The organism is Micromonospora sp. SYSU B005, from assembly GCF_055362685.1.
Genome location: NZ_JAXCFU010000014.1, coordinates 73,029 through 99,751, shown reverse-complemented (window position 1 = coordinate 99,751; position 26,723 = coordinate 73,029). Strand labels below are relative to the sequence as shown.

Here is a 26,723-nt window from a genome sequence, read left to right as displayed (position 1 = left end):
TCCGACGCCGTGGGGCCGGACCGGAATCTTCTCTCCGGGCCGGTTGCCGTGGTCTCATGGCGGGTAACGCCGGTGTCACCGCCGGGTCATCCGGTGGACACACATCGGCGGGCCGGGAGGTGGACGATGCCGGACCTGGAACTGCGGCTCCCCGACGACGTACGCCTGCACGTCAGCGTCACCGGGCCGGTCGACGCCGAGGTCACCGCGGTCCTGCTGCACGGCTGGACGCTGGACGGCCGCAGCTGGCACCGCCAGGTCACCGAGCTGCGGGAACGCTTCGGCGGCCGGGTCCGCCTGGTCACCTACGACGCGCGCGGCCACGGCCGGTCGAGCTGCCTGGCACTGCGCGACGCCACCCTCGCCCAACTCGGTGACGACCTCGCGGCGGTGGTCGACGAGATCGTCCCGTCCGGTCCGATCGTCCTGGTCGGGCACTCGATGGGCGGGATGACGGTGATGGAGTACGCCCACCGCCACCCCGACCGGTTCGCCGCGCGTACCGCCGGTCTGGTGTTCGTCTCCACGACCGCCGAGGGGCACACGCACACCGCGTACGGCCTGTCCCCGCGGATCACCCGGCTGATCCGGCTGGCCGAGACCACCGGCGCCGGGGTGCTGGCCCGCTGCGGCGGCTGGCGGCCACCGCACGCGCTGCTGCGCGCGCTGCGCCCGAGCATCCGCTGGATGCTGTTCGGCGACCGCTGCGACCCGGCGGACATCCGGCTGGTCACCTCCGCGGTGGCCCGGGCCACGCTGCGCTCGATCGGCGGTTTCCGCGCCTCGATCGGCGCCCAGCACCGGCTGGAGACGCTCGCCGCGCTCGGCGGGCTGCCGGCCGCCGCGCTGGTCGGGGACCGGGACCGGCTCACTCCGCCGCCCTGCGCCGAGTCGATCGCGGCGGCGCTGCCCAGCACGGAGCTGACGGTCTGCCCGGGTGCCGGGCACATGCTGATGATGGAGCGCCCCGACGAGGTGAACGCGGCCCTCGCCGGCGTGCTGGACCGGGTGCTGGCCGGGCGCCCGGCGACCCGCCTCTGAGCGTCTCCGGCTCGCGAGCGGCACTGACGTACGCCACTGCGCGGCATGCCCCGGCGTGCCGGTTGCCGGCGGCCCGTACCCTCATTCAGCCCGCCGTGCCCTCCGAACACAGGAGCATCCGCGTTGACCGACCAGACCACGCTGGACCGGGAGATCGCCGCCGAGCAGCGCCACCTCGACCGGGTGTACGCCCGGCTGGCCGAACTGCGCCGGTCGGCGGCCGACGCCGAGCGGGAGGGCTACCGGCTGGCCCGGGTCGGCAACTTCGGCGCGCTTGTCGAGCGGGACGCGATGGTCTTCCACGCCGCCCAGCGCCGGCACGTGCTGGACGCCGAGCACGAGGGGCTGGTGTTCGGGCGGCTGGACCTGCGTACCGGGCAGGTGCTGCACGTCGGCCGCCTCGGCGTGCGGGGCGTGGACGCGGAGACGCTGGTGGTGGACTGGCGGGCACCCGCCGCCGCCGCGTTCTACCAGGCCACGCCCGCCGAGCCGCGCGGCGTGGTGCGCCGGCGCACGATCCAGTCCGCCTCGGAGAAGGTCACCCGGATCGAGGACGACCTGCTGGACCCGGAGGCCGCGCCGCCGGACATGGCGGTGGTCGGCGACGGGGCGCTGCTGGCCACGCTGTCCCGGGCCACCGGCCGGGGCATGCGCGACATCGTCGCCACCATCCAGCGTGAGCAGGACGAGGCGATCCGCTCCCCCGGCAACGGCGTCACGATCGTCTCCGGCGGCCCCGGTACCGGGAAGACGGCGGTGGCGCTGCACCGGGCCGCGTACCTGCTCTACTCCGACCGGGCCCGGTACGCCGGCGGCGGCATCCTGGTGGTCGGCCCGTCCGGTGTGTTCGTCGAGTACATCGCCTCGGTGCTGCCCTCGCTGGGCGAGGAGACCGCCACGCTGCACTCGCTGGGCTCGCTGTTCCCCGGGCTGTCCGCGTCCCGGACCGACCCGCCGGAGGTGGCGGCGGTGAAGGGGTCGCTGCGGATGCGCCGGGTGCTGGAACGCGCGGTCCGCGACGCGGTGCCGGACTCCCCCGCCGAGCTGCGCCTGCTCTACCGGGGTGAGCTGCTGCGCCTGGAGCGGCAGGCGCTGGACGCGATCCGGGACCGGACGCTGGCCCGTGGGGCGCGCCGCAACGAGGTGCGCCGGGCGGCGTTCGACGCGGTGCTCGCCGCGCTCTACGCGCAGGCCCGCACGCTGCGGGTGGGACGCCTGCCGGAGCAGCCCGCGTTCGAGGACGAGATCATCGAGCGGCCCGAGTTCCGCGAGTTCCTCAAGGCGTGGTGGCCCCGGCTGCACCCGCGGCACGTGCTGGACTGGCTGGCCCGCCCGGACCGGCTGCGCCGCTACGCCGGGGGGATCCTCTCCTCGGCGGAGATCCGGCTGCTCGGCGACGCCTACCGGACGCTGGCGACCGAGGGGCTGACGGTGGCCGACATCGCGCTGCTGGACGAGCTGGACGCGCTGCTCGGCAAGCCGGTGAAGCGGGTCCGGCCCAGGCGCGACCCGTACCAGCTCGCCGGTGGCGTGCGCGAGCTGAGCACGTACGCCGACCGGCAGCGCGCCGCCCGCGCTGCGGCGCGGGAGCGTCCGGACGACTACCGCGACTACGCGCACGTGGTGGTGGACGAGTCGCAGGACGTCTCGCCGATGCAGTGGCGGATGGTCGGCCGGCGCGGGCGGCTGGCGTCCTGGACGGTGGTCGGTGACCCGGCGCAGACCGCCTGGACCGGCGACCCGCAGGAGCTGGACCGGGCCCGTGACCAGGCGCTGGGCCGGCGCAAGCGGCACCGCTACGAGCTGACCACCAACTACCGCAACTCGGCGGAGATCTTCGCGGTGGCGGCGGCGGAGATCCGCCGCCTCTACCCGGACCTGCCGCTGCCCGACGCGGTGCGGTCCACCGGCGTGCCGCCGGTCGAGCGCACGGTGGCCGCCGCCGACCTGCCGGCGGCCACCGTCGAGGCGGCGGAGGCGCTGCTCGCGCAGGTGGAGGGCACCGTCGGCGTGATCACGCCGGTGCCGCGCCGGGACGAGGTGGCCGGCTGGCTGGGCGGGCTCGGCGCGGGCCGCCTGCAGGTGGTGACCAGCCTGCAGGCCAAGGGCATGGAGTACGACGGCGTGGTGCTGGTGGCGCCGAGCGAGATCCGGGCCGACCCGGGCTCGGGTGTGCGCACGCTGTACGTGGCGCTGTCCCGCGCCACCCAGCGTCTGACCACGCTCGACCCGGTGGGGTGACCGGTCCCGCCGGCACCCACAGTTCACTTGCATACATAGCGATGTGAACATACATTGGGCCGGGCCGGTACGCGGCAGGGAGGGTGTTGGCGTGGGCGCAGGTCATGACCACAGCGGCGCGGTGACAAACGCGGCGCACCGCCACCGGGGCCGCCTCTGGGCCGCTTTCGCGCTGCTCGCCGCCCTGATGGTGGTCGAGGCGGTGGCCGCTTTCACGACCGGATCGCTGGCGCTGCTCTCCGACGCCGGGCACATGTTCACCGACGTCCTCGGCATCGGCATGGCGCTCGCGGCGATCACCGCCACCCGCCGCGCCGGCACCGACCCGCAGCGCACGTTCGGGCTCTACCGGCTGGAGGTGCTCGCCGCCCTCGCCAACGCCGTGCTGCTCGGCGCCGTCGCGATCTACGTCCTGGTCGAGGCGGTACGCCGGTTCGGCGAGCCGCCGGAGGTGCTGGCCGGCCCGATGCTCGTGGTGGCGGTGCTCGGCCTGCTCGCCAACATCGTCGCGTTCGCGTTGCTGCGCGCCGGGTCGAAGGAGAGCATCAACCTGCGCGGGGCGTACCTGGAGGTGCTCGGCGACCTGCTCGGCTCGCTCGGCGTGATCGCCGCCGCGCTGGTCATCGCGGTGACCGACTGGTGGTGGGCCGATCCGCTGGTCGCCGTCGGCATCGGCCTGTTCATCCTGCCCCGCACCTGGCGGCTCGGCCGGGCCGCGCTGCGCATCCTGGTGCAGGCCGCGCCGGAGCACCTCCAGGTCACCGCCGTGCACGACCGCCTGGCCGCCGTACCGGGCGTGGCCGAGGTGCACGACCTGCACGTCTGGACGCTCACCTCGGGCATGGAGGTGGCCTCGGCACACCTGACCACCGACCCGGGCGTGGACCCGGCCGGGGTGCTGGCCGCCGCGCGGGCCGCCCTGCACGAGGACTTCTCCATCGATCACGCCACGTTGCAGGTCGAACCCGGAGCGTCGGCCGGAGTGTGCGGCAAGACCGAGTGGTGATTAGGACACACTTAAATCACTGTGACTAATGTAGTCTTATGTCGGTTTTGCCCCGCCTAGCGGCGTTGCTCGACGGAGCCGCGCCCGGGCAGCGCCGGTAGTCTCGGTCGCGGCCGCACCCGCGGACGCCACCCGGCCCCGGTGGGGCGGCCGTCGCCTAATCGTCCGCAGGGACGAGCCGGGGAACCACGTACGTGGGGTGCATCCGCGTCAGCGGTAGGGATCTTCCGTCCCGAACCCGTCAGCTAACCCGGTCGGCGTTGACGGAAGGACGTGTGAATGCCCCCAGTGGCACCTGTACGACGGACGGCCGCCCGGTTGGCGGCCCTGCTCGTCGCGACGCTGACCCTCGGCGTCGCGACCGTTCCGGTCTCCCCCGCCTCCGCGGCGCCGGTGACCGGCCTGCTCGCCGCCGCGCCCGGCGGCGACGACGAGGGCGGCACACCGGAACTGCGCGCCCAGCTCGACGCGGCCAGCAAGGGCTGGCTGGAGGCGAAAGCCGCGCTGAACCGGTCGGTGACCCGCCAGAAGCAACTGAACGACCAGCTCAAGACCGTCGGCGCGGAGCTGGCCGTACGCGACGCCAAGGTCGGCGAGATCGCCGCGGTGGCGTACCGCAACGGCCGCCTGGGCACCGCCGGGGCGCTGCTCGGCAGCAGCAGCCCGGAGGGCTTCATGGACCGGGCCGCCGCGCTGGAACAGGTCGCCGCGCACGAGGACCGTACGCTGCGCGACCTGATCACCACCCGGGACGAGGCCACCCGCACCCGCGCCCAGCTCGACGGGGAGATCCGCGAGCAGCGCAAGCAGGTGACGGTGATGGGCAAGCGCAAGGAACAGGCCGAGCGCGCCCTGGAGGTCGCCAACGACCGCGCCTCGCGCAACAACAGCAGCGGCGGCGGCAGCGTCCAGGGCACCTCCAGCAAGAACGCGAAGCCGGCGCCGCGCAACTCGGACGGCTCCTGGCCGTCGGAGTCGTGCAGCGTCAACGACCCGACGCCGGCGAACGGCTGCATCACGCCGCGCACGCTGCACGCTCTGCAACAGGCAAAGGCGGCCGGCTTCACCAGGTACGTCTCGTGCCACCGGCCGAGCGGCTCGGGTGAGCATCCGAAGGGGCGGGCCTGCGACTTCGCCGCGCAGAAGAACGGCTTCGGCGGCGTCGCCTCCGGCGGTGACCGGACGTACGGCAACAACCTGGCCGCGTACTTCGTGCGCAACGCCGACCCGCTCGCCGTGCTCTACGTGATCTGGTTCAAGCAGATCTGGCTGCCCAGCAGCGGGTGGAAGTCGTACAGCGGCGGCAACGGCGACCCGTCCAGCGACCACACCAACCACGTGCACCTGTCGGTGTACTGAGCACGCCCTGCAGGGTCGGCCGGATCAGGCCGGCCGGCCCTCCAGGGTCGCGCCGAGACGCGCCGCCAGGCCCAGGTGAGCTGCCCGGGCCTGGCGGAACGCGTACCCGAACAGCGGCGCCGGCGCGGTGAGCGTGATCTCCACGTCGATGCGTACCGTGCCGTCCGGCTCGTCGCGCAGGCGGGTGTGGTTGCGGACGGTCGTCGCGGGTTGCTGCCGCGCCACTGTGACGACCTCGTCCTCGCTCGCGACGAGCACGTCCGCCTGGTACGTGACCGGGAAGTGCAGCGGGCCGAGTTGCAGCCGGTCGGTGATCGCGTAGCTGGCCAGCGCGCCCGGCCGGGCCGGCAGCTTCCGGACCCGGACGATCAGCGGATGCAGCTCACCCTGGCGACTCAGGTCACCCAGCAGGGCCACCGCTTCGGCCCGGGTGCACCGGGCCTGCACGGTGTAGCTGAAGCTGTCGCTGCTCTGCAAGCGGGCCCCCTCGCCGTCGTGCGTCGCGACGATCGTCCCGTACCGACGCCGGACTGGCAACGGGTAGAAGGTCCCCTGGCCGCAGGGGGTGTGAACGGCGCTCAGGCGCCGGGCAGCACCTCGGGGGTGTCGTCGGCGAACCACGGCTCGGGCGCGCCGAACAGGCCGAGCAGGCCGGTCACCCAGAGCTGCCGGTGCACGAACCGGCTCGGCTCGGTGACCACGAGCTTGACGCCGCTGACCTCGCAGGTCTGGAAGCCCGCGACCATGGCGCTGATACCGACCGAGTCGATGAACGTGACGAGCCGCATGTTCAGCTCGATTCGCGCGGGACGGCCCTTCGCGAGCACCTCGGCGATCGCTTCCCGCACCTCGTACGCGGTGTCGACGTCGATCTCCCCACGGGGCGCGATCTGGACGACACCACCCGGCCGCACCGACTTCACGATCGACAGGCTCACGCGAGCACCTCCACTCGCCCATGACGGGCGCCTCATCAGTACGCGGGCCGCGACCGAGAGTATTCCTCCAACGGCCCGGTCGCCACCCCCCGGGATGAGCAATTCGCGAACTGGGCACACCTGGGCGTACCCAATCCGGACCTCCGGGTTCCAGTTTCCCCTGTACGGCGGGCCGCGGCCAGCCGTGCGACCGGGCGGGCCCGCCGATCCGCCGACCAGGGTAGCTGGCGCACGCACGTCCCGTCGGCACCGGTCCCGGCGCGTTCGGGTGGTTCGTCCCGTTCGCTGCTCACGGCCGGGCACCACGGCGTGGTTTGCCGCGCGCGCCGGTGGGGCACTGCCCGAGACAGTGAACCCGCCGGATGGGCACCGGAGTCCGAAGTGGCCGCCGGCCTTCGGCACCCGAGGAGGTAGAACGATGTTCGGATCCAACCTGCTGGACCGCCGGGGCAAGGCCGAGCGGGTCGCCGACCAGGCGTGGCAGAACCTGCTCTCCGCCGTCGGTTCCGCCGGCGACAGCGTGCGCGACGCCACCCGGACCGCCCGCCGCAGCTCGTCCGGCCTGGCCGACGACGCCACCGACCTGGTCGGTTCCGCCGCCGACGAGGCACGCCGCCGGGCGTCCCTCGCGTTCGACGCGCTCGCCGGCCGCCGGCCCGCCCTGCCCTGGACGCTGCTGATCGCGGCGGCGCTCACCGGCGCGGCGATCGGCTGGGCCGCCGGCACGGCGGCGCGCGCCGCCGGCAGCCGGGACCGCGCCGCCGACGAGATCGAGTTCGTGGACGTGGACCGGCCGAACTCGCCCGCCGGCCTGGACGGCTGACCCGCCCGTACGACACGACGACGGCCGCTCCCGGGACTTCCGGGGGCGGCCGTCGTGCTGCCTCACCCGCAGCGGGTGAGGCCCGTTCACCCGGGGCGGGCGCAGGATCGCGGGTGCGGGACCACGTGCCCGTGCCGCGATCGACGGGAGGGAGAGCCGGATGACCACCGACACGATCACCCGTACCGACCGGGACATCCAGTCCGCCGTGCTCGACGAGCTGACCTGGGAACCGCGGGTCGGCGCGGACGAGATCGGGGTGACCGTCACCGAGGGCGTGGTGACGCTCGCCGGCCGGGTCGACAGCTACGCCAAGAAGTGGGCCGCCGAGCGGGCCGCGCACCGGGTCGCCCGGGTCCGCGCGGTCGCCAACGACCTCGCCGTCCGGATCGACACCGCGGCCGGGCGGGAGGACCCGGAGATCGCCGTCGCGGCCGTACGGGCGCTGGAGTGGGACGCGTTCGTGCCGATCGAGGCGTTGCAGGTGACGGTGGCCGACGGCTGGGTCACGCTGCACGGCGAGGTCGAGTGGGAGTACCAGCGGCGGGCCGCCGAACGCTCGGTCGCCCGGCTCACCGGCGTGTGCGGGGTGAGCAACGGCATCGCGGTACGCCCCGCGGTGCGCGCCGACGGCGGTGACCTGGCCGAGCGGATCGTGGACGCGCTGGCCCGCAACCGCGCCACCGAGGCCGAGGAGGTCGACGTGCGGGTGCACGGCGACACGGTGCTGCTGGACGGACGGGTCCACTCGCCCGGCGAACGCGAGGAGATCGAGCGGGTGGTGTGGAACGCACCAGGCATCCGGGAGGTGCGCAACCACCTCGCCGTGCGATGAGGCGGAACCACCCCGCCCGGGTGAGCCCGCCTCACCCGGGCCGCGGGCATCGTGGGCGGCATGAGTGATCCGACTCGGATCGGCGGGTGAGTGCCGGATGACCACGCCACTTCAGGTCACCACCGCGCGGCTGCGGGTTCCGGTGACCGACCGAGACCATGTCCGCGGGCCGGTGGACGCGCCGGTCACCGTCGTCGAGTACGGCGACTTCCAGTGCCGGTTCTGCGGTGCCGCGTACCCGAACCTGGCCGAGGTGCTGCGCCAGCGGGCCGACATGGTGCGCCTGGCGTACCGGCACTTCCCGATCACCAACGTCCACCCGTACGCGGAGAGTGCCGCGGAGACCGCCGAGGCCGCCGCCGCCCGGGGCCGGTTCTGGGAGATGTACGACTGGCTCTACCAGCACCAGGACCAGCTCGACCCGGTGCACCTGTCGCTGGGCGTGGAGCAGATCGGCCTGTCGCCGGAGGAGATCTCCGCGGAGGTCGGCCGGCAGGAGTACGCCGACCGGGTCCGGCAGGACTTCGTCGGCGGCATCCGCAGCGGCGTCGACGGCACGCCGACGTTGTTCGTCAACGACGTCCGGCACGACGGCGGCTACGACCTGGCCGAACTGCTGGCAGTGGTGGACGCCGCCACCGACGACGGCTGACGGTCAGATCAGCCGCAGCTCGCGCGCCCGCCGGACGGCGTCCCGCCGGCGGGTCGCGTCGAGCTTGCGGTAGATGTTGCGCACGTGCGTCTTCACCGTGTTCACCGACAATGACAGCTCGGCGGCGATCTCCACGTTGGACAGGATGCTCTGGAGATAGCGCAGGATGGTCAGCTCCCGCTCGGTGAGCGGCTCGTCGAGCGTCCGGGCCGGACCGTCGGCAGTCGCGGCCACCGGTTGCGCGTCCACGCCGCGCACCAGCTCGCTCACCGTGGCCCAGTACGCGGTGCCGGAGTCCAGGCGCGCGGCGAGCAGGTCCCGTACCCCCGGTTCGGCGCGGGTGAAGACGCGCCGAAAGCCGTCCGGCTCGGCGAGCGCCAGCACCTCCTCCAGCAGCCGCCCGGCGCGCCGGGCGTCACCGGAGGCGTCGGCGAGCGCCGCGTCGAGCAGCCCGGCGCCCAGCCGCACCGGCAACGGCCAGTCCGCCGCGGCGGACCCGGTCCAGTCGGGCAGCGCCCGCTCGGCCGCGCGGGCGTCACCGGCACGCAACCGCAGCCGCGCCTCCGCCAGCGCCGGCGCCGGCCCGTCTCCCGCCGCGTCGAGCAGCGCCCGGGCACCGTCGACGTCACCGACGACGGCGCGTAGCTGCGCCTCGTCGGCGGCGAGCCACGCGCCCAGCTCCGGGCCGGGCGCGGCGGTCCGCGCCTCGGCGAGCGTGCGCAGCGCGCCGCCCGGGTCGCCGCCGTCGGCCAGCAGCCCGGCCCGGCACAGCGCGGTGAGCGCCGCGCCGCCGGGCTCCGCGCCGGCCGGCCCGGCGAGCGCCAGGTGGGCCGTGGCCTCCGCCGGCCGGTCCCGCTGCCAGTCCACGATCGCCAGCGCCAGGTACGCGTAGCCGCAGTCGGACCGCGACGACCAGCCCTGACACGGCGGCATCGCCAGCGCCTCCCGGGCCAGCTCCTCGGCGGCCCGCAGCGCGCCCCGGGCCGCCTCCAGCAGCGCCGAGCGGCTGACGCAGAGCAGCTCGGTACGCGGCCGCCCGGCCCGCCGCGCCGCCTCCCGCGCCGTGGCGAACCGGTCCCGGGCGGTGGACAGGTCCCCCTCGGCCAGCGCGGCCAGCCCGTGCGCGGCGCCGGCCACCGCACGCACGTCGTCCCGCTCGGCCGTCCCGGCGCGCGGATCGCCGGCTCCGTCGTCCGGCCCCGGGGACTCCTGCGCCGGGCCGGTGGCCAGCAGGCGGTCGGCGGCCCGGCGTACCTCCTCGTGGTCGGCGCCGAGCCGGGCGAGGCTCAGCTCCACGGCGGCGGCCAGCCGGCCGAACCGGTCGCGGCGCGGCGCGGGCAGGCCGGCGGCGTCGGCGAGGGCCCGCCGCAGCTGCGCGTCGGCGGCGGCCGGATCCCCGGCGTGCGCCCGTTCGGCGGCGGCGGCCAGCGCCAGCTCCGGATCCCGGCGGACCGCCTCGGCGGGCGGCTCGGGTGGGGCGGGTACGGCGGCCGGTTCGTCCGGTGCCAGCTCGGGCCAGCGGGTGACGAGCAGTTCGGTGGCGTCGGCCCACGCACCGGCGAGCAGCGCGTGCCGCAGCGCCTCGGCCGGACGGTCGTGGGTCCCGTACCACCCGGCGGCGCGCCGGTGCAGCTCCCGCACCTCGTCGGCGGGCAGCCGGTCCAGCTCGTCGCGCAACACGTCGGCCAGCAGCGGGTGCGGCCGGTACCACTGCGGGCTGCCGCCGTCCTGATGCAGGAAACCGCCCTCCCGGGCCGCCTCGGCGAGCAGGTGCCCGGCGTCGGGCCGCCCGGTCAGCGCGGCGGCCAGATCGGCGTGGACCGCGACGGCCACCGCCACCCGGCGCAGGACGTCGCGGGTCGCCGGTTCCAGCGGGGCCAGCACCTCGTCCCGCAGGTACGCGGCGACGTCCGGCTGGTCACCGGCGAACCGTTCCACCGCGCGGGCCGGGTCGGCGCCGTCGCCGAGCGCGAGCGCGGCGAAACGCAACCCGGCCGGCCATCCGGTGGTGCGCTCGGCCAGGCGGGCCACGGCCGGGGCGGGTACGGCCACGCCGTGCGCGACGAGCAGGTCGGCCACCTCGTCGGCGGTGAACGCCAGGTCGTCGGCGCCGATCACGGTCAGCTCACCGGCCAGCCGCCAGCGGTGCAGCGCCAGCGGTGGTTCGCCGCGCGCGCCGGCCACCAGCCGCAACCGGCCGTCGGAGTGCCGGAGCAGGAACTCCAGCCCGGTCAGGGCGGCCGGGTCGGTGACCCGGTGCAGGTCGTCCAGGACCAGCAGCACGGGCCGTTCCCGGGCGGCGAGTGCGGCGGCGAGCGTTTCGAGCTGCTCGGGCCGGGGCGGTCCGTCCGGCACCGGCGGCGGCCCGTCGTCCGGATCGTCGGCGGCGGCGGTACGCAGGGCCGCCGCGAGGTAGCCCCAGAGCCGCCGGGTGGTCTCCCCCTCGGCCACCGTCACCCAGGCCGGCGCCGGCCCGTCCCGCTCCCCCCGCGCCCAGGTCGACAGCAGCGTCGTCTTCCCCCAGCCGGCCGGCGCGCAGACGAGCGTCACCGGTCCGGACGCGCCCTGTTCCAGCCGGTCCAGCAGCCGCGGACGCAGCAGGACCGGCTCGGGCGGCACGGGCGGCGTCAACCGGGACGCCAGCAGCGGCGGGCCACCCGGCAGCGCACCACCGGCGACATCGGGCGAATCGAGGCCGGTGGTGAGCAGATCGGGCGTACCGGTGATGTCGCTTGTGCCGCTCGGTGCGGTGACGACCTGGTCTGCCTCCTCCGGCATGCGTCCCTCCCCCCGTCGGTACGGGCAGCGGTTACCCGCACCGCGCCGGTTCACCCCTTCCGGGCGAACCCCGCTCACCCGGGCGCCGCGCACCCTGTAGGCACGCGGGGCGGCGGCCGGGTGGCGGCGCCCTCGGGACGGCGGGAGGTCAGGTGGCGCGGAGCGGACGGCTGGCGGCGGGCGCGCTGGCGCTGGCGGGGGCACGGGTGCTGGCTCCGGCGGGCGCGCGGGTGCTGGCCCGCCGCCGGGCACGGCGGTCCGGCGCCGACCCGCGGCCGGGCCGATGGCAGGTGGTGACGATCGCCGGGGCACCCGAGCAGGTGCTCCCGGCCGGGCGGTGGCCCGAGCCGCTGCGCCGCCTCGACGGCGCGGTCGAGCTGTGGGCCCGTCCGGCTCCCGGCGGGCGCGGTACGGAGCTGGCGGTCCGCCCGCTGGGCGGGGAGTGCACGCTCCCGGGGTTCGCCGCCCACCTGGTCGGCGACGACCCGGGCCGGTTCCTGCGCCACGTGCTGCGGCAGACCAAGCAACTCCTGGAGACCGGCGAGGTGCTGCGGGCGGACCGTTCGCCGCTGGACCGGCCGGGGAGCGCGACGTGAGGGCGCTGTGCTGGGCCGGTACCGGCCTCGTGGAGGTGCGCCGCGTTCCGGACCCGGAGCTGCGCAACGCCCAGGACATCATCGTCCGCGTCCGGCGCAGCACGACCTGCGGCGCGGACCTGCCGCTTCTCGATGGGCAGGTGCCCGAGGCGTCCGCCGGGGAGGTGCTCGGACGCGAGTTCCTCGGCGACGTGGTCGAGGTCGGTCCGGAGGTACGCCGGCACCGGGTCGCCGACCGGGTGGTGGTGGGCGCGGCGGTGGCCTGCGGTGCGTGCTGGTTCTGCCGGCAGGGGCTGCCGGCGTGCTGCGACAACGGCACGAGCGGCGTGGCGGCCGAGCCGGAGTGGGGGCAGCCGCCCGCCGGGGGTTACGGCCGCCCGGCCCGTCTGGGCGGCTTCCCCGGTGGTCACGCCGAGTACGTGCGGGTGCCGTACGCCGACGTGGGCGCGTTCGCCGTACCGGAGTCGGTGAGCGACGAGCGGGCGGTGTTCGCCGCCGACGCCGCGCCGGCCGGCTGGTACGGCGCCGAGCTGGGCGAGGTCGCCCCCGGCGACGTGGTGGCGGTGTGGGGTGCGGGCGCGGTCGGGCAGCTCACCGCCGGCGCGGCGGTGGCCCGGGGCGCGGACCGGGTGGTGGTCGTCGACGACCGGGACGACCGGCTGCGGATGGTCACCGGGCACGACGGCGTGGAGGCGCTCAACCACAGGTACGTGGACGTGCTCGCCGAGCTGCGCGAACGCAGCGGCGGCCGGGGGCCGGACGTGTGCGTCGACGCCTCCGGGGTGCCGGCCGTGCCGGGCCGGTGGCCGATCGCCGAGCCGGACGGCGGTGCGGCGCTGCGCGAGGCGGTGCACGCCTGCCGCAAGGGCGGCGTGGTGGTGGTGCTCGGCGCCCGGCCCGGATTCGTGGACCGGTTCCCGCTCGGCGCGTTCGCGGACAAGGGGCTCGCCGTCCGCGCCGCCCGGCGCCGGGGCGGTGCCGCGATCCCGGCGCTGCTGGACCGGATGGCCCGCGACGAGCTGGTCACCGAGCACCTGGCCACGCACCGGATGCCGCTGGAGCGCGGCGCCGAGGGGTACGCGTTGTTCCGGGACCGGGCCGACGGCTGCGTCCGGGTGGTCTTCACACCGTGAAGGTGAGCGCCGTGGATGGCACACTCGGCGGATGCGCGCAGACCGTCCGTACGACCTCGTCCTGTTCGGCGCCACCGGCTTCACCGGCGGGCTGACCGCCGAATACCTGGCCCGGCACGCGCCGGACCGACTGCGCTGGGCCCTCGCCGGGCGTAACCCGGACAAGCTCGCAGCGGTACGGGACCGGCTGGCCGCGATCGACCCGGCCCTGGCCGAGCTGCCGCTGCTCACCGCCGACGTGACCGACCCGGCGTCGCTGCGCGCGGTGGCGGAGAGCGCCCGGGTGGTGGCCACCACCGTCGGCCCGTACGTGCACCACGGCGAGCCGCTGGTGGCCGCATGCGCCGCGGCCGGCACCGACTACCTCGACATCACCGGCGAGCCGGAGTTCGTCGACCGGATGTACGTGCGGCACCACGCCGAGGCGGTACGCACCGGGGCGCGGCTGGTGCACGCCTGCGGCTTCGACTCGATCCCGCACGACCTGGGCGTCTGGTACACGGTCAAGCAACTGCCGGCCGACGGGCCGATCGCCGTGGACGGGTACGTGCGGGCCGGAGGCCGGTTCTCCGCCGGGACGTACCACTCGGCGCTCACCGCGTTCTCCCGTACCGGTGAGATGAGCCGCGCGGCGCGGGCCCGCCGGGCGATGGAGCCCGGCCCGGACGGACGCCGGGTCCGCGCGGTGCCGGGCAAGGTCGGCCGGGTACGCGAGTTCGGCCAGTGGGCGGTGCCGCTGCCCACCATCGACCCGCAGGTGGTCCGCCGGTCCGCGGCGGCCCGCCCGGAATACGGCCCGGACTTCCGCTACCGGCACTTCGCCGCGATGAAGCGGCTGCCCACGGTGCTCGTCGCGGGCGTCGGGCTGGCCGGTGTGGTGGGGCTGGTGAAGGTGGCGCCGACGCGGCGCTGGCTGCTCGGGCGGCTCGCCTCCGGACAGGGGCCGACGGCCGAGCAGCGGGCCAAGTCGTGGTTCCGGGTGCGGTTCGTGGGCACCGGCGGCGGACGGCGGGTGGTGACCGAGGTGGCCGGCGGTGACCCGGGCTACGACGAGACCGCCAAGATGCTCGCCGAGTCGGCGCTCTGCCTGGCCTTCGACGACCTGCCGGAGACCGCCGGCCAGGTCACGCCGGTCGCGGCGATGGGTGACGCGCTGCTGGACCGGCTGGTACGCGCGGGCATCACGTTCCGCACGCTGCCGGCGTGAGGTTGACCCTCGACCCGCTTGAGGTCACAGGATGACGGCCGTGGAGAGCGAGCTTCGCAGCATCGGCGAACTGGCCCGGGCCAGCGGGTTGACGGTCAGCGCGCTGCGGTTCTACGACCGTTCCGGGGTGCTGGCCCCGGCCCGGGTGGACCCGGTGACCGGCTACCGCTGGTACACCGAGGAGCAGGTGGGCCCGGCCCGCCTGGTGGCCGGGCTGCGCCGGGTCGGGATGCCGCTGGCCGGTATCGCCGAGGCGCTGCGGAACCGGCACCGGCCGGCCGAGGTGCACCGGCTGCTGGACGCGCACCTGCGCCGCCTGGAGGACGGCCTGGCCGACGCGCGTCGCGAACTCTCCCGGATCCGTAGCCTGATCGACCCGGAGGAGACCATCGTGACCACCCGCCTCGTGCTGTCCCGCACCGACCTCGCCGCCGCCGTGGACGCCGTACGCTTCGCCGTCGGCGCCGATCCCGACCTGCCGGTGCTGTCCGGCGTGCTGCTGGAGGTCGAGCCGGACGGGGTCCGGCTGGTCGCCACCGACCGGCACCGGCTCGCCGTGGCCCGGGTCGGCGGCACCGTCGACGGCCCGCCGGTGAGCGCGCTGCTGCCGGTGGCCGCCGTCGACGAGCTGCGGGCGCTGCTGGACCTCGACGGCGCCGACTCCGCCGAGGTCGTCGTCGCCACCGACCGGGTGACCGTCACGGTGGCGGGCCGGCCGCTGACCGCGGTGCCGCTGCCGTACGACTTCCCCGACTACCGGCGGCTGCTGCGGGCGCAGCTCGGCGACGTACCCGCGTACCGGATCCCGTTCGACGGCGCGGCGCTGCGCGCGGCGCTCACCGCCGACGGCGTCCCGGTCTGCCACCGCGCGCACGAGGGCGTCGAGCACGAGGTGGTGGCGCTCGGCCTGGACGGCCGGGGCGAGCTGCGCCTGGTGGATCCGAACGGCGCGGGCGACGCCGCCGACGCGGCTGGCGGCGCGGATGCGCTTCGCGTGGCGGTCAACCGGGAGTACCTGCTGGACGCCCTGGGGTCCGGCGACGGCCAGCTCGTGCTGGAGCTGGACGGCCCGATCGCCCCGCTGGCCGTGCGGCGGCCCGACGACGCGCACGCCTTCTCCGTCCTGATGCCGGTACGCCTCTGACGTTCCCCGCGCGCCGGTGCCGGTGCTGGTGCCGGTGCTGGTGCCGGTGCCGGTGCCGGTGCCGGTGCCGCACTCCGAAGGCCATCCGTTACCGTGCGTGACGCCGCTGGCCTCCAAGATGCTTCACCCCTCGCGCACTTTGCTCTGCAGCCATCCGCGCGACGCTGACGCTCCGTCGAACGCTGCGTCGGTGGCTGCAGAGCAAAGTCGCCAGAGGGGCATGTCCGCCGGAGAGCGGATCCGCAAGATTGACCAGTTCAGCGAGCTAGCGAGCCGCAGCGGGGCGGCGCGGACATCGGAGCACCATCACACAACGTGAGCACGCCCCGTCGACGGCTGAGCCACCACGCACCGTCACCGAAAAGGGCCTCGCGGCGGCGGGCTGCGCGGGCCGGGCCGGGGCGACGGGGGCGCGACGGTAGCATCTGGAGGTCCCACCTGACTGCCTGGACGGAGGCGTACGAGCAGCATGCTCGACATGGAGTTGATCCGGAAGGATCGCGAGGCGGTGGCGACCGCGCTGGCGAAGCGTCTGGATCCCGCCGAGGTCACCCGGGCGCTGGACGACATCCAGCGGCTCGACCAGGAACGACGCGCTCTGATCACGGAGATCGACGCCGAGCGGCAGCGCCGCAAGGCCGAGGCGCGCGCGTACGCGGAGGCGAAACGGTCCGGCGGCACGCCGCAGCCGGTCGCCCCGGAGGCCGAGCGCAAGCAGCTCGCGGAGCTGGAGTCCCAGCTCGACGAGGTGCAGTCCCGGCTCCGTTCGGCGATGAGCGAGCTGCCGAACCTGCCCGCCGACGACGTGGTCCCCGGCGGCAAGGAGGCCAACCGGGTGGTGCGCACGTTCGGCGAGGCGCCGGCCATCGAGAAGGTACGCGACCACGTGGAGCTGAGCCGCGCGCTCGGCCTGGTCGACCACGAGCGGGGCGTGAAGCTCGGCGGCTCGGGCTTCTGGATGTACACCGGTCTGGGCGCCCGGCTGGAGTGGGCGCTGGTGAACTGGCTGATCGAGCAGAACATCCAGGCCGGCTACGAGTTCCTGCTCCCGCCGCACCTGCTGCTGGACAGCGCCGGTTTCGCCGCGGGGCAGTTCCCGAAGTTCCACGACGACGTCTACCACATCGACAAGCAGTCGTCCTCGCGCGGCCAGTTCCTGCTGCCCACGGCGGAGACGGCGATCCTCGGCGCGTACCAGGACGAGATCCTGGAGACGCCGAAGCTGCCGTTGAAGGCGTTCGCGTACACGCCGTGCTACCGGCGTGAGGCGGCCGGTTCGCACTCCGACGAGCGCGGCACCGTACGCGGCCACCAGTTCAACAAGGTGGAGATCTTCCAGTTCACGCTGCCGGAGCAGGCGGGCGAGGCGCTGGAGGCGATGGTCGGGCACGTCGAGGGCCTGGTCGGCAAGCTCGGTCTGCACTTCCAGACCAGCCTGCTCGCCGCCGGTGACGCCAGCGCCTCGATGAAGAAGACGCTCGACGTCGAGGTGTGGATGCCGAGCACCGGCAAGTACAAGGAGGTGTCGTCGGTCTCCTGGGCCGGCGACTACCAGGCGCGCCGGGCAGCGATCCGCTACCGCGAGCCGGGCGCGAAGCAGACCCGTTTCGTGCACACGCTCAACGGTTCGGCGCTGGCCACCAGCCGCCTGTTCCCGGCCATCCTGGAGCAGTGCCAGCAGCCCGACGGCTCGGTGGTGGTCCCGGAGGTCCTCCGCGACAAGCTCGGCACCGACCGCCTCACCCCGCGCTGACCCGCTCCCCCGCCCCCGCCGCACCCGCCGCTTCCCCGCGATCTTGCACTTCCGGCCCAGGAGAAGTCCGCTTCACCCCTTCCGCCCGGGCACCAACTGCAAGATCGCGGGGGCGGGGGCGGGGGCGGGGGCGGGGGCGGGGGCGGGCGGCGAGGAGGAGCAGGAGCAGCAGGAGCAGCGCCGCGAGGACGGCGGGGCCCAGCGTGTCGACGGCGCTCACCAACGCCTGCTGGATGCGGGCGGCTGTGCGAATGATCGGGTCGGTGAAGGCGTCGTAGCGGCCCTGGGCGAGGCGTACCTCGTACCAGCCGTACCACGCGACGTAGCCGCCCGCGACCAGCAGCACCAGGCCGCTCAGCCGCGGCACCCACGCGCCCGCGCCGCGCAGCCGCGCCACGATCCGGCCGCGCAGCAGCGCCACGGCGAGCGCGGCCACGCCGACCACGAGCGCCATCCCCAGCGCGTACGCGCCGAACAGCGCCAGCCCGCGCAGCGGCGACCCGGCCCGCAGGCTGGCCACCACGATCGCCAGGAACGGCGCGATCGCGCAGGTCAGCGACGTGAGCGCGTACGCCGCGCCGAACAGCATCATGGACGGCCAGGTGCGGGTGAGCCGGGGCGCGACGCGCAGCGGGCGCGGTGCGGGCAGCTTCCGGCCGGCGAGCAGCCAGCACCCGGCCAGCGCCAGCAGCACGCCGAGCGTCACCGTCAGCCACGGCAGCCGGGGCCGCAGCCAGTCCGCCGCCGGTGCCAGGGCCAGCCCGAACGCGCCGAACACCAGCGCGTACCCGAGGGTGAGTCCGGCCGTCGCGGTGAGCGCGCGGCCGACCGTGCCGCGCCCGCCGTCGGGGCCGGCCACCAGCAACGACAGGTACGCGGGCAGCATCGCGAAGCCGCACGGGTTGACCGCGCCGAGCATGCCCGCGGTCAGGGCGAGCAGCAGCGCGCCGGTCATCCCCGGGCCAGCGTCTCGACCTGCCGGGTCAGCGCCTCGCCGTCCAGGAATCCCTGGTGGACGACGCGGCCGGTGCGGTCCAGGACGACGAACGTGCTCTGCTCGGCCACCTTGAACCGGCGCCACAGCGCGCCCGCCCGGTCGTCGATCTGCGTCGTGCCGCCCAGGTCGAACTCGGTGACGAACGACTTCATGGCCTTCTGCTCACCGAGTCCGGCGACGCCGACGATCGGGACCGTGTCGCGGTAGGTGGGGGCGATCTCGGCCACCGTCCACGCCTGGCTGGCGCAGGTGGCGCACCAGGGCGCCCAGAACCAGAGCACTACCGGCCGCCCGGCCAGGGCGGCGGCGTCGAACGCCGTACCGTCGAGGGTCTTGCCGGTGAACGACAGCGCGGCCGGCACCCGGGCGGGTGACGCAGACGCCGGCCCGGCGGACGGCGAGCCGGCGGCCGGGGACGCGGGAGCCGGGGACGCGGGAACCACCGCGCCCGCCGGTGCGCCGCCCTCGGGCCCGGCGGCGCAGGCGGTCGCGGCGGCGAGCGTGGCGGCCAGCACGGCGGCGGCTGTGACACGAACGGCGGTACGCATCGGCGGCTCCTGGTTCTACTCGGCCCGAACGAGGCGGAGCGCGAGTTCGGGACAGACCTTTACCGCCTTGAGCGCGCCCTCGCGCAGCCACGTCGGCACCGGGGTGGGCGGGAACGCCGGGTAGCCGTTGCCGTCGAGCCGGATGAAGTCCGGTACGACGTGCGCGCAGAGCCCGTGCCCGTCGCAGCGCGACCAGTCCAGGGTGAGCTTCTGCGGGTTGGCGTCCGGCGCGCCGGGCAGGCCCATCATGCCCTTGACCCGCTTGCCGCAGCCCTCGCCGGTGGCGTGCAGCCGCAGGTCGTCGGCGAACACCTCCATCGCGGACAGCGCGAACCGGGCGGTGCCGTCCGGGTGGCTGCACGCGCCGCGTCCCTTGACGTCGCCGGCCGCGGCCCGGACCAGCTCGACCGGTGCGCTGCCGGAGACCGCGAGGTCGACCGAGCGGGCCAGGTCGGGCAGGCCCATCTTGCACGGGCCGCACTGCCCGGCGGACTCGCCCGCGAGGTAGCGCACCACCTGCGCGGCCTCGCCGAGCGGGCAGGTGTCGGCGCCGAGCGGCACGATGATGCCGGCGCCGAGCGTGCCGCCCACGGCGGTGAGCCCCTTGCGGGACACCTCGGCCCGCTCGGCGGCCGCCGCGGTGATCCACTTGCCGTGGTAGCCGCCCATGAGGATGCCCGGGCCGGGCGGCACCTCGCACAGGTCGAGGATCTCGCGCAGCGGGGTGCCGGCGGCGCACTCCACCACGGCGGGGCGCTTCGCCGACCCGGTGACGGTGAGCAGCACGGTGCCCGGCTCGTCGTCGGTGCCGAGGGCGGCGTACTCGTACGGGCCGATCCGGGCGGCGACGGCGAGCTGGGAGTACGTCTCGGCGTTGGAGAGCAGCGTGGGCAGCCCGCCGACACCGGAGTCGCTGGAGCGCTTCTTCGTGCCGGGCGGGATGTGCGGCAGGCCGTTGATGCCGTTGACGAGCGCGCCGCCCTCACCGGAGATGAACCGGTGCGGCACCGTGACGATGGTGGTCGGCACCGGCATCCGTCGTTCCTGCAGCGCCTCGGTCAGCGAGGGCCGGCCCACGTCGTCGTCTGCGACCCCGATCACGATCTCCTCGGCGTCGAGCGCGAACGCGGCGAGCGCGGCGCCGTCCAGGATGAGGTGCGGGGCACGGGTGAGCAGCACCTTGTCCTTCCAGCTCGCCGGCTCCCCCTCGGTGGCGTTGACGACCACCACGGCGCCCAGGTCCTGCCGCTCGCAGGACTCCAGCACGGCCCGCAGCTTGCGGGCGAACGGGAAGCCCGCACCGCCCTTGCCCTTCAGGTCGATCGCCTCGGCGAGCCGCAGCAGCGCCGCCGGTTCCATCGGGCCGATCGGGCCGTGCACCTCCTCGTGGGCCAGCAGGTCGAGCCGGCCGAACTCGGCGAAGCCGGCGGTCAGGCGGGGCTCGCCGACACAGGCGACCGGCGGGATCGTCGCGCGCATCACCGGGCCTCACCCCGCAGCCCGGCCCAGTACGCGCCGTCGACGGCGTCCGCGTCGGCCCGCTTGCGACGGCCGGACCGGCTCTCCTTGCCCGCGCGCATCGCCCGGCGGGAGGCGAGGTCGACGAGCGTCGGGGTGTCGTCGACGAACGCCTCGTCGGCGGCGTAGCGGGCCGGCGGGCGCCAGTAGTCCGGCTCCTCCGGCACGTCCTCCTCGTCGCGGTAGCGGCGCCCGGACCCGCTGAGCGGCTCCGCCGAGAGCGGGGTGCCGGAGATCGGGTCGGCCGAGATCGGCTCGCCGGAGACCGGGCGGGACTCCCAGCGGCGCGGGCTGTCCCACGGCTCCTCCGGCTCGTCGGTGGCGCGCGGCGGCGCGGAGTAGCGGGCCACCTCGGCCGCGGTGGCGTACCGGCCGCTGTCCGGGGGCGCGGAGTGGCGACCGCCGGTGTCCGGGGGCGCCGAGTGCCGGCCGCCGCTCTCCGGCGGCGCGGAGTACCGGGCCACCAGGTCCTCGTCGTCGCGGGAGCGGCGGCTCACCCGCTCCTCGGTCCGGGAGCGGCGGGGCACGCGTTCCTCGTCGTCGCGGCGACGGCGGCGGGGCCGTTCGCTGTCGGTCCGGCGGGCCGGCGCCGCCTCCTCGTCGCGGGCGCGGACGACGGGCTCGCGCTCCTCGTCGCGGCGGCGGGCGGGCGCCTCCTGGGTGCGGGCACGACGGGCGGGCGCGTCCGGCTCGGCCTCGCGCCGCCGGGCGGCGGCGGCGCGGACCGGCTCGCGCAGCGATCCGGGTTCCGGCACCACGGGTACGGCGAACCGCTCCGGGTCGCGCCGCCGGGCGGTGCCGGCCGGGGCGGTCCAGGTGGCGCTCGCCTCGGCCCAGCGGCCCCGGCCGGTGCCGCTGTCCGTCTTGTCGGCGGCCTTCTTCCGGGTGAGCGCGGCGAACACGCCGGTACGCTCCTCGCCCTTGCCGGCCATCGCCTTGTTGAGCGCGACGGCCTGGTGCTGCTCGCGGCTGCGCTTGCCGAGGTGGACCGAGACGCGCACCAGCAACGCCATCACCACGAGCACCACGCAGGCGAGGTAGCTCAGCACCACCCAGCCGGCGGCGGGCCGGCCGGCGTTGAGGCCGTGCACGAGCGCGAACGGCCAGGACACGTACGCCATCGAGTGCAGTCCGCGCCAGAACCACTTCGGACCGACGCCGGCGAACCGGACCCGGACCAGGCCGGTCCAGAGCACGCCCACCATCAGCAGCGCGGCCACGGTGCCCAGTCCGACGTAGAGGCCGCTGCCGCTGAGGAACGGCACCACGGCGTCGGTCGGCCCGGCCCGGCCGATCGCGACCTTGGTGATGACGTGGAAGACCAGTCCGGCCACGCCGAGTACGCCGGTGGCGCGGTGCGCCGACTGGAGCAGCACGCGGTGCCGGATGAGCAGCACCAGGCGGTCGGTGGCGAGCAGGCCCAGCATCACGGTGATGCTGAGCGAGACCAGGGCGACCACCCCGGCGAAGAACTCGGTGAAGAAGAATCCGTACGAGTACATGACGCCGCCGGCGCCGGCCAGCTCCACACCCGCCCACGCGAGGCCGAGTGCGGAGGCGGTCAGCGCCACCATCGCGGACTTCGACATCGTCCGGGCACCACGGCTGGTGCTGGTGGTCCGGACGGTCGTCGCCTTCTCGTTCTGCTGTGCCCGGGCCATCTGCTCCTCGATCGTCTCGCGGCGGCGCCCCCACCGGCCGACCCTGCTCCCCACTCAGGTACGGAGGGACGGCGCGGACGGATCACCTCCGGTGGCGAATTTCTCGGCCGGTTTCTCGAACCGTCGGGACCGGACGCGCGTGTAGCGCCTGACGCAACGACGGATGCCCATGCGTTGACAGACTTTGCAACAGGCTCGTAACCTTGCCGCAAAATTTCAGTCCGGTTGCAAGAAGCCGGCACTGATACAGGCTCCACTCCCCCGCATCCCCGCACCCCGCAGGAGTCCTGATGCATCGACGCCGATGCCGCGCCGCCGCGCTCGCCCTGGGCCTGGCCGCGAGCCTGCTCGTCCCCCTCACGGCGGCGGCACCCCCGGCCGCCGCCGCCACCCCCGGCGCCAAGAAGGTCATCGTCCAGCTCTTCGAGTGGAACTGGACCTCGGTGGCCGCCGAGTGCACCAGCACGCTGGGCCCGAAGGGCTACGGCTACGTGCAGGTGTCCCCGCCGCAGGAGCACGTCAACAGCAGCCCGTGGTGGGTGTCCTACCAGCCGGTCAGCTACCGGATCGAGTCCCGCAAGGGCACCCGCGCGCAGTTCCAGTCCATGGTGAACACCTGCCACGCCGCGGGCGTCAAGGTGATCGTCGACGCCGTGGTCAACCACATGTCCGGCCAGGAGAACGGCGGCACCGGCTGGGCCGGCTCGTCGTACGGCCACTACAACTACCCGGGCGTCTACTCGGCGCAGGACTTCCACTACTGCGGCCGCAACGGCAACAACGACATCGCCAACTACAACGACCGGTACGAGGTGCAGAACTGCGAGCTGGTCAACCTCGCCGACCTCAAGACCGAGTCGGAGTACGTGCGCGGCCGGCTGGCCGCGTACCTCAACGACCTGCTCTCGCTCGGCGTCGACGGCTTCCGGCTGGACGGCAGCAAGCACATGCCGGCCGCCGACATCGCGGCGATCAAGGCCAAGCTGAACCGCAGCGCGTACCTGGTGCAGGAGGTCATCTACGGCGCCGGTGAGCCGATCCAGCCGACCGAGTACACCGGCAACGGCGACGTGCACGAGTTCCGGTACGGCAAGGACCTGGCCCGGATGTTCAACAACGAGCGGCTCGCGTACCTGAAGAACTTCGGCGAGTCCTGGGGCTACCTGTCGAGCGCGAAGGCGGTGGTCTTCACCGACAACCACGACACCCAGCGCGAGGGCGGCGTGCTGACCTACCGCAACCGGGGCACGTACGCGCTCGCCAACGCGTTCATGCTGGCCTGGCCGTACGGCACCCCGGCGGTGATGTCGAGCTTCACCTACAGCGGCCGGGACCAGGGCCCGCCCGCCGACGGCAGCAACCGGATCACCAACGTCACCTGCTACTCGGGCTGGGAGTGCGAGCACCGCTGGCCGGTGATCGCCAACATGGTCGGCTTCCGCAACGCCACCGAGGGCGCCGGGGTCTCCAACTGGTACGACAACGGCTACCAGCACATCGCGTTCAGCCGTACCGGCAAGGGCTATCTGACCATCAACGACGAGGACAGCGCGGTGAACGGCCGCTCGTACTACACCGGGCTGCCGGCGGGCCGCTACTGCGACGTCGTCCACGGCACGTTCAGCAACGGCTCGTGCAGCGGGCCGGTGATCACCGTGGACTCGTCCGGCTGGTTCGCCGCGAACGTCCCCGCGCACGACGGGATCGCCATCCACATCGGCGCGAAGCTGAGCTGAGCCACCCGGGCCGCGAAGCCCTCGTACCCGTAGTACCGGGTACGAGGGCTTCCGGTCGGTTACAGTCGGTTTCGTGCTGTTCGACCGGTTCGCCACACGTCGGCCTCCCGGCTGGCTGATCGCCGCGCTCGCCGTACCGCTGCTGCTCGTCACCGCGCTGCTGGTCGGCCGCGCGCTCACCGCCACGCCCGCGCGCCAAGCGACGCCACCCGCCGCCCCACCCCCTGCTACGACCGCCGCGCCGAGCCCGTCGCCGGTGGAGTCGGTGCCGCCCGCCGCGCCGCCGCCGGACGACCTGCCGGTGGTCACCTACGACCCGGCGCCGCGCGGTTTCCCGCCCGATCCGGACCCGGCCGACACCCGCCCGTTGAGCGAGGGGCTGCGCCCGAACCGGAACGTGGCCGCGTACGACGCGCCGGGCGGCCGTCCGCTGGCATTCCTCGCGCCGACCATCAGCGGCGTACGGCTCACCGTGCCGATCGTCGACCGCCGCTCCGGCTGGACGGCGGTGCTGCTGCCGTCTGCCAACCGCACCATCGCCTGGCTGCCGTCCGGTGGCTGGACCACAGTGGTGCTGCGCGACCAGATCGTGGTGGAGCGTCGCACCCACCGCCTCACCTGGAGCCGGGACGGACGCGCGATGCGCACCTGGCCGGTCAGCCTCGGTATGTCCGGGCAGCTCACCCCGCTGGGCCGTACGTTCGTGCTGGGCCGCACCCCGCCCCCGCAGGCCGTCTACGGCGGCGTCGACATCTTCGCCCTCGGCGCGATCCCCGACGACCCCGACGCGGTGCCGACCGGGCTGCGCGGGGCCCACATCGGACTGCACAGCTGGTACAACGACGACACGCTCGGCAAGAACGTCACGAACGGCTGCATCCGGCTGACCCGCAGCGCCCAGCGCCTGCTGCTGACCGAGGTCGAGCCGGGCACCGCCTTCGTGGTGGTGGACCGCCTGCCCTGACCGGGCTCAGCCCAGCAGCCAGCCGTTCGCCTCAGCCACCCGCACCGCGTCCGCCCGGTTACGGGCGCCGGTCTTGCCGATGGCGGCGGAGAGATGATTGCGGACGGTCCCCTCGGACAGGTGCAACGTCGCCGCCAGCTCGGCCACCGTGCCGCCGCCGCGTGCCGTACGCAGCACCTCGGTCTCCCGCTCGGTCAGCGGGCTCGGCCCGGTGGCGAGCGTCTCGGCGGCGAGCGCCGGGTCGACCACCCGCAGCCCGGCGTGCACCCGGCGGACCGCGTCGGCGAGCTGCCGCGCCGGGGTGTCCTTGACGACGAAGCCGTTCGCACCCGCCTCCATCGCCCGGCGCAGGTAGCCGGGACGCCCGAACGTGGTCACCACGAGCACCCGGCAGGACGGCAGCGCGGCCCGCAGCGCGGCGGTCGCGGCCACCCCGTCCAGACCCGGCATCTCCACGTCGAGCAACGCCACGTCCGGGCCGGTGCGCAGCGCCTCCGGCACCACCTCGTCGCCGCGGCTCACCTCGGCCACCACCGTGAGGTCCGGTTCCAGCGACAGCAGCGCCGCCAGCGCGCCCCGGACCAGCGCCTGGTCGTCGGCGAGCAGCAGCCTGATCGGTTCGGTCACCGATGCGCCCCTCCGTCCGCAACCGCCCCGGGCACGGTCACCCGGAGCAGGAAACCACGCCCGTCGTCCGGCCGCGCCACTGTCACCGTCGCGTCCAGCCGCCGGGCCCGTTCCCGCAGTCCGGCCAGGCCGTGCCCGGCCGTGCCCCGCTGGTCCGCCGGGCCCCGGCCGTCGTCGCGTACCTCCACCGCCGACGGTTCCACCCGGATGACGCACCGGCGGGCACCGCTGTGCCGCACCACGTTCGTCACCCCCTCGCGGACCGCCCAGCCGAACAGCTCGTCGCGGTCCGCCGGCAGCGGCGGCACCGACTCCGGCAGCTCCGCGACGACGCCCGCGGCGGCCAGCGCCGACCGGGCGCCGGCCAGTTCGGAGGCCAGATCCACCCCGCGGTACGCCCCGACGGTGCCCCGCACGTCCGCCAGCGCCTCCCGGGCCAGCCGCTCCACGTCGGCGATCTCGGCGGCGGCCCGGGCCGGGTCAAGTTCCATCAGCCGGCCGGCCAGCTCGGCCTTGACCGCCACCACTGTGAGCGAGTGCCCGAGGATGTCGTGCAGGTCCCGGGCGGCGCGGGCGCGTTCCTCCGCCACCGCCAGCCGGCGGATCTCCTGCTGCGCGGCCTGGAGTTCGCCGTTGCGCTGGGCCAGCCGGCTCACCCCGAACATGGCGAACGAGGCGAGCAGCACCGCGAAGACGAGCGTGCTCTCGTGCTCCCAGCCGGGCACCAGACGCGCGGTCACCGGCGGCGTTGCCGCGGCGAGCACCACCACGACCAGCGCCTCCACCGACGGCAGCAGGAACACCGCGGCAGCCGCGACGAAGACCAGTGTGGTCAGCCAGTCACCGCCGGTGCCGGGGATCCCGGCTAGTCCGAGCGCGAGCAGCACGGCGATCAGCAGCCGGGCCCGGCCGGGCGGCACCGGCAGGTGGCGCTGCCGCCGGGCCCGGGCCCATTCGAAGATCAGCACGTACGCCACGGCGAACGCGACGAGCGAGCCGATCCCGACCAGCCGCCGCCACATCTGCGGCTGGTGCAGTGCGGTGGTGAACGGGATGTTGAGGAAGAACAGCCAGACCGCCGCCAGCAGCCAGCCGGTGAACCGCCAGTGGCGGTTCACCGGCCGGGCCGGGACGGGTGGCGACGTCACGCCGATCACGCTAGTGCC

Annotated in this window: 24 protein-coding genes and 1 riboswitch; of the genes, 15 read left to right on the top strand and 9 right to left on the bottom strand. The window is 74.9% G+C overall.

Going from position 1 to position 26,723, the window contains the following annotated elements; genetic code table 11:
* Positions 1 to 126: 126 nt before the first annotated feature.
* The 4 genes from SM452_RS25625 to SM452_RS25610 all read left to right on the top strand — a co-directional run bounded on the left by SM452_RS25625 (position 127) and on the right by SM452_RS25610 (position 5,647).
* Entirely contained in the window at positions 127 to 1,041 is a 915-nt protein-coding gene (locus SM452_RS25625) for an alpha/beta fold hydrolase (RefSeq protein ID WP_355508268.1), read from the top strand.
* A 123-nt stretch (positions 1,042 to 1,164) separates the two neighbouring features.
* Complete coding sequence (locus tag SM452_RS25620) at positions 1,165 to 3,282, top strand: HelD family protein (protein WP_355508270.1); 2,118 nt, start codon at positions 1,165 to 1,167, stop codon at positions 3,280 to 3,282.
* Between the two features lie 91 nt (positions 3,283 to 3,373).
* Entirely contained in the window at positions 3,374 to 4,288 is a 915-nt protein-coding gene (locus tag SM452_RS25615; RefSeq protein WP_355508273.1) for a cation diffusion facilitator family transporter, read from the top strand.
* Positions 4,289 to 4,432: 144 nt separating this feature from the next.
* A riboswitch (cyclic di-AMP (ydaO/yuaA leader) is annotated at positions 4,433 to 4,563 on the top strand.
* A 4-nt stretch (positions 4,564 to 4,567) separates the two neighbouring features.
* On the top strand, positions 4,568 to 5,647 hold the full coding sequence (locus SM452_RS25610; protein ID WP_355508275.1) for a coiled-coil domain-containing protein: 1,080 nt from the start codon (positions 4,568 to 4,570) through the stop codon (positions 5,645 to 5,647).
* Between the two features lie 24 nt (positions 5,648 to 5,671).
* On the opposite strand, the gene SM452_RS25605 is transcribed toward SM452_RS25610, so the two are convergent.
* Positions 5,672 to 6,124 carry an SRPBCC family protein gene (locus SM452_RS25605; RefSeq protein WP_135241474.1) on the bottom strand — a complete coding sequence of 151 codons (453 nt, stop codon included), beginning with the start codon at positions 6,122 to 6,124 and terminating at the stop codon, positions 5,672 to 5,674.
* A gap of 101 nt (positions 6,125 to 6,225) precedes the next feature.
* A complete protein-coding gene (locus SM452_RS25600) occupies positions 6,226 to 6,585 on the bottom strand; it encodes an STAS domain-containing protein (RefSeq protein ID WP_013475611.1) in 360 nt (119 codons plus the stop codon).
* 418 nt (positions 6,586 to 7,003) lie between these two features.
* Here SM452_RS25600 and SM452_RS25595 point away from each other — a divergent pair, with 418 nt between their 5' ends.
* The 3 genes from SM452_RS25595 (at position 7,004) to SM452_RS25585 (ending at position 8,895) form a co-directional block, all read left to right on the top strand.
* Entirely contained in the window at positions 7,004 to 7,408 is a 405-nt protein-coding gene (locus tag SM452_RS25595; protein ID WP_135241476.1) for a hypothetical protein, read from the top strand.
* Positions 7,409 to 7,568: 160 nt separating this feature from the next.
* Positions 7,569 to 8,243, top strand: coding sequence for a BON domain-containing protein (locus tag SM452_RS25590; protein WP_355508279.1), 675 nt, complete (start codon positions 7,569 to 7,571; stop codon positions 8,241 to 8,243).
* A 97-nt stretch (positions 8,244 to 8,340) separates the two neighbouring features.
* Positions 8,341 to 8,895 carry a DsbA family protein gene (locus tag SM452_RS25585; RefSeq protein WP_463840861.1) on the top strand — a complete coding sequence of 185 codons (555 nt, stop codon included), beginning with the start codon at positions 8,341 to 8,343 and terminating at the stop codon, positions 8,893 to 8,895.
* Between the two features lie 3 nt (positions 8,896 to 8,898).
* Here the strand turns inward: SM452_RS25585 and SM452_RS25580 are convergent, their stop codons facing one another.
* Positions 8,899 to 11,673: a helix-turn-helix transcriptional regulator gene (locus SM452_RS25580; protein WP_463840860.1), complete on the bottom strand. Its 2,775-nt coding sequence runs from the start codon at positions 11,671 to 11,673 to the stop codon at positions 8,899 to 8,901.
* Between the two features lie 152 nt (positions 11,674 to 11,825).
* Between SM452_RS25580 and SM452_RS25575 the strand changes: the two genes are divergently transcribed.
* The 6 genes from SM452_RS25575 (at position 11,826) to serS (ending at position 17,506) form a co-directional block, all read left to right on the top strand.
* Complete coding sequence (locus SM452_RS25575; RefSeq protein WP_357209448.1) at positions 11,826 to 12,269, top strand: hypothetical protein; 444 nt, start codon at positions 11,826 to 11,828, stop codon at positions 12,267 to 12,269.
* Positions 12,266 to 13,402 (top strand): alcohol dehydrogenase catalytic domain-containing protein, encoded by a 1,137-nt coding sequence (locus SM452_RS25570; RefSeq protein ID WP_463840859.1) that lies wholly within the window; start codon positions 12,266 to 12,268, stop codon positions 13,400 to 13,402. The genes SM452_RS25575 and SM452_RS25570 overlap by 4 nt, the downstream gene beginning before the upstream one ends.
* 31 nt (positions 13,403 to 13,433) lie before the next feature.
* A complete protein-coding gene (locus SM452_RS25565; RefSeq protein ID WP_355508292.1) occupies positions 13,434 to 14,609 on the top strand; it encodes a saccharopine dehydrogenase family protein in 1,176 nt (391 codons plus the stop codon).
* A 31-nt stretch (positions 14,610 to 14,640) separates the two neighbouring features.
* A complete protein-coding gene (locus SM452_RS25560; RefSeq protein ID WP_463840858.1) occupies positions 14,641 to 15,753 on the top strand; it encodes a DNA polymerase III subunit beta family protein in 1,113 nt (370 codons plus the stop codon).
* 16 nt (positions 15,754 to 15,769) lie between these two features.
* The gene (locus SM452_RS25555) at positions 15,770 to 16,072 is read left to right on the top strand and encodes a hypothetical protein (RefSeq protein WP_463840857.1); all 303 of its coding nucleotides are present in this window, start codon (positions 15,770 to 15,772) and stop codon (positions 16,070 to 16,072) included.
* A gap of 150 nt (positions 16,073 to 16,222) precedes the next feature.
* Positions 16,223 to 17,506 carry a serine--tRNA ligase gene (gene serS / locus SM452_RS25550; protein ID WP_184975299.1) on the top strand — a complete coding sequence of 428 codons (1,284 nt, stop codon included), beginning with the start codon at positions 16,223 to 16,225 and terminating at the stop codon, positions 17,504 to 17,506.
* Here the strand turns inward: serS and SM452_RS25545 are convergent.
* The 4 genes from SM452_RS25545 to SM452_RS25530 are packed head-to-tail and all read right to left on the bottom strand — an operon-like array spanning position 17,493 to position 22,284.
* Entirely contained in the window at positions 17,493 to 18,461 is a 969-nt protein-coding gene (locus SM452_RS25545) for a cytochrome c biogenesis CcdA family protein (RefSeq protein ID WP_463840856.1), read from the bottom strand. The genes serS and SM452_RS25545 overlap by 14 nt on opposite strands.
* The gene (locus SM452_RS25540) at positions 18,458 to 19,051 is read right to left on the bottom strand and encodes a TlpA family protein disulfide reductase (protein WP_355508302.1); all 594 of its coding nucleotides are present in this window, start codon (positions 19,049 to 19,051) and stop codon (positions 18,458 to 18,460) included. The genes SM452_RS25545 and SM452_RS25540 overlap by 4 nt, the downstream gene beginning before the upstream one ends.
* A 15-nt stretch (positions 19,052 to 19,066) precedes the next feature.
* On the bottom strand, positions 19,067 to 20,533 hold the full coding sequence (locus SM452_RS25535) for an NADH-ubiquinone oxidoreductase-F iron-sulfur binding region domain-containing protein (protein ID WP_355508304.1): 1,467 nt from the start codon (positions 20,531 to 20,533) through the stop codon (positions 19,067 to 19,069).
* Positions 20,530 to 22,284 carry a ferric reductase-like transmembrane domain-containing protein gene (locus tag SM452_RS25530; RefSeq protein ID WP_463840855.1) on the bottom strand — a complete coding sequence of 585 codons (1,755 nt, stop codon included), beginning with the start codon at positions 22,282 to 22,284 and terminating at the stop codon, positions 20,530 to 20,532. Before SM452_RS25530 ends, SM452_RS25535 begins: the two co-directional genes overlap by 4 nt.
* A 236-nt stretch (positions 22,285 to 22,520) precedes the next feature.
* Between SM452_RS25530 and SM452_RS25525 the strand changes: the two genes are divergently transcribed.
* Both SM452_RS25525 and SM452_RS25520 read left to right on the top strand, forming a co-directional pair.
* Positions 22,521 to 23,966, top strand: a complete 1,446-nt coding sequence (locus SM452_RS25525; RefSeq protein ID WP_355508309.1) for an alpha-amylase — start codon at positions 22,521 to 22,523, stop codon at positions 23,964 to 23,966.
* Positions 23,967 to 24,039: 73 nt separating this feature from the next.
* The gene (locus SM452_RS25520) at positions 24,040 to 24,930 is read left to right on the top strand and encodes a L,D-transpeptidase (RefSeq protein ID WP_357209441.1); all 891 of its coding nucleotides are present in this window, start codon (positions 24,040 to 24,042) and stop codon (positions 24,928 to 24,930) included.
* Between the two features lie 6 nt (positions 24,931 to 24,936).
* Here the strand turns inward: SM452_RS25520 and SM452_RS25515 are convergent, their stop codons facing one another.
* Positions 24,937 to 25,557, bottom strand: a complete 621-nt coding sequence (locus SM452_RS25515; protein WP_043329150.1) for a response regulator transcription factor — start codon at positions 25,555 to 25,557, stop codon at positions 24,937 to 24,939.
* On the bottom strand, positions 25,554 to 26,705 hold the full coding sequence (locus SM452_RS25510) for a sensor histidine kinase (RefSeq protein ID WP_463840854.1): 1,152 nt from the start codon (positions 26,703 to 26,705) through the stop codon (positions 25,554 to 25,556). The genes SM452_RS25515 and SM452_RS25510 overlap by 4 nt, the downstream gene beginning before the upstream one ends.
* Between the last annotated feature and the right edge of the window lie 18 nt (positions 26,706 to 26,723).

Excerpts from the sequence above, each read along its gene's own strand:
- SM452_RS25560 (WP_463840858.1), top strand. The coding sequence starts at position 14,641 with ATGACGGCCGTGGAGAGCGAGCTTCGCAGCATCGGCGAACTGGCCCGG.
- SM452_RS25580 (WP_463840860.1), bottom strand. The coding sequence starts at position 11,673 with ATGCCGGAGGAGGCAGACCAGGTCGTCACCGCACCGAGCGGCACAAGC.
- SM452_RS25540 (WP_355508302.1), bottom strand. The coding sequence starts at position 19,051 with ATGCGTACCGCCGTTCGTGTCACAGCCGCCGCCGTGCTGGCCGCCACG.
- SM452_RS25590 (WP_355508279.1), top strand. The coding sequence starts at position 7,569 with ATGACCACCGACACGATCACCCGTACCGACCGGGACATCCAGTCCGCC.
- SM452_RS25545 (WP_463840856.1), bottom strand. The coding sequence starts at position 18,461 with ATGACCGGCGCGCTGCTGCTCGCCCTGACCGCGGGCATGCTCGGCGCG.
- SM452_RS25565 (WP_355508292.1), top strand. The coding sequence starts at position 13,434 with ATGCGCGCAGACCGTCCGTACGACCTCGTCCTGTTCGGCGCCACCGGC.
- SM452_RS25595 (WP_135241476.1), top strand. The coding sequence starts at position 7,004 with ATGTTCGGATCCAACCTGCTGGACCGCCGGGGCAAGGCCGAGCGGGTC.
- SM452_RS25610 (WP_355508275.1), top strand. The coding sequence starts at position 4,568 with ATGCCCCCAGTGGCACCTGTACGACGGACGGCCGCCCGGTTGGCGGCC.
- SM452_RS25625 (WP_355508268.1), top strand. The coding sequence starts at position 127 with ATGCCGGACCTGGAACTGCGGCTCCCCGACGACGTACGCCTGCACGTC.
- serS (WP_184975299.1), top strand. The coding sequence starts at position 16,223 with ATGCTCGACATGGAGTTGATCCGGAAGGATCGCGAGGCGGTGGCGACC.
- SM452_RS25585 (WP_463840861.1), top strand. The coding sequence starts at position 8,341 with ATGACCACGCCACTTCAGGTCACCACCGCGCGGCTGCGGGTTCCGGTG.
- SM452_RS25525 (WP_355508309.1), top strand. The coding sequence starts at position 22,521 with ATGCATCGACGCCGATGCCGCGCCGCCGCGCTCGCCCTGGGCCTGGCC.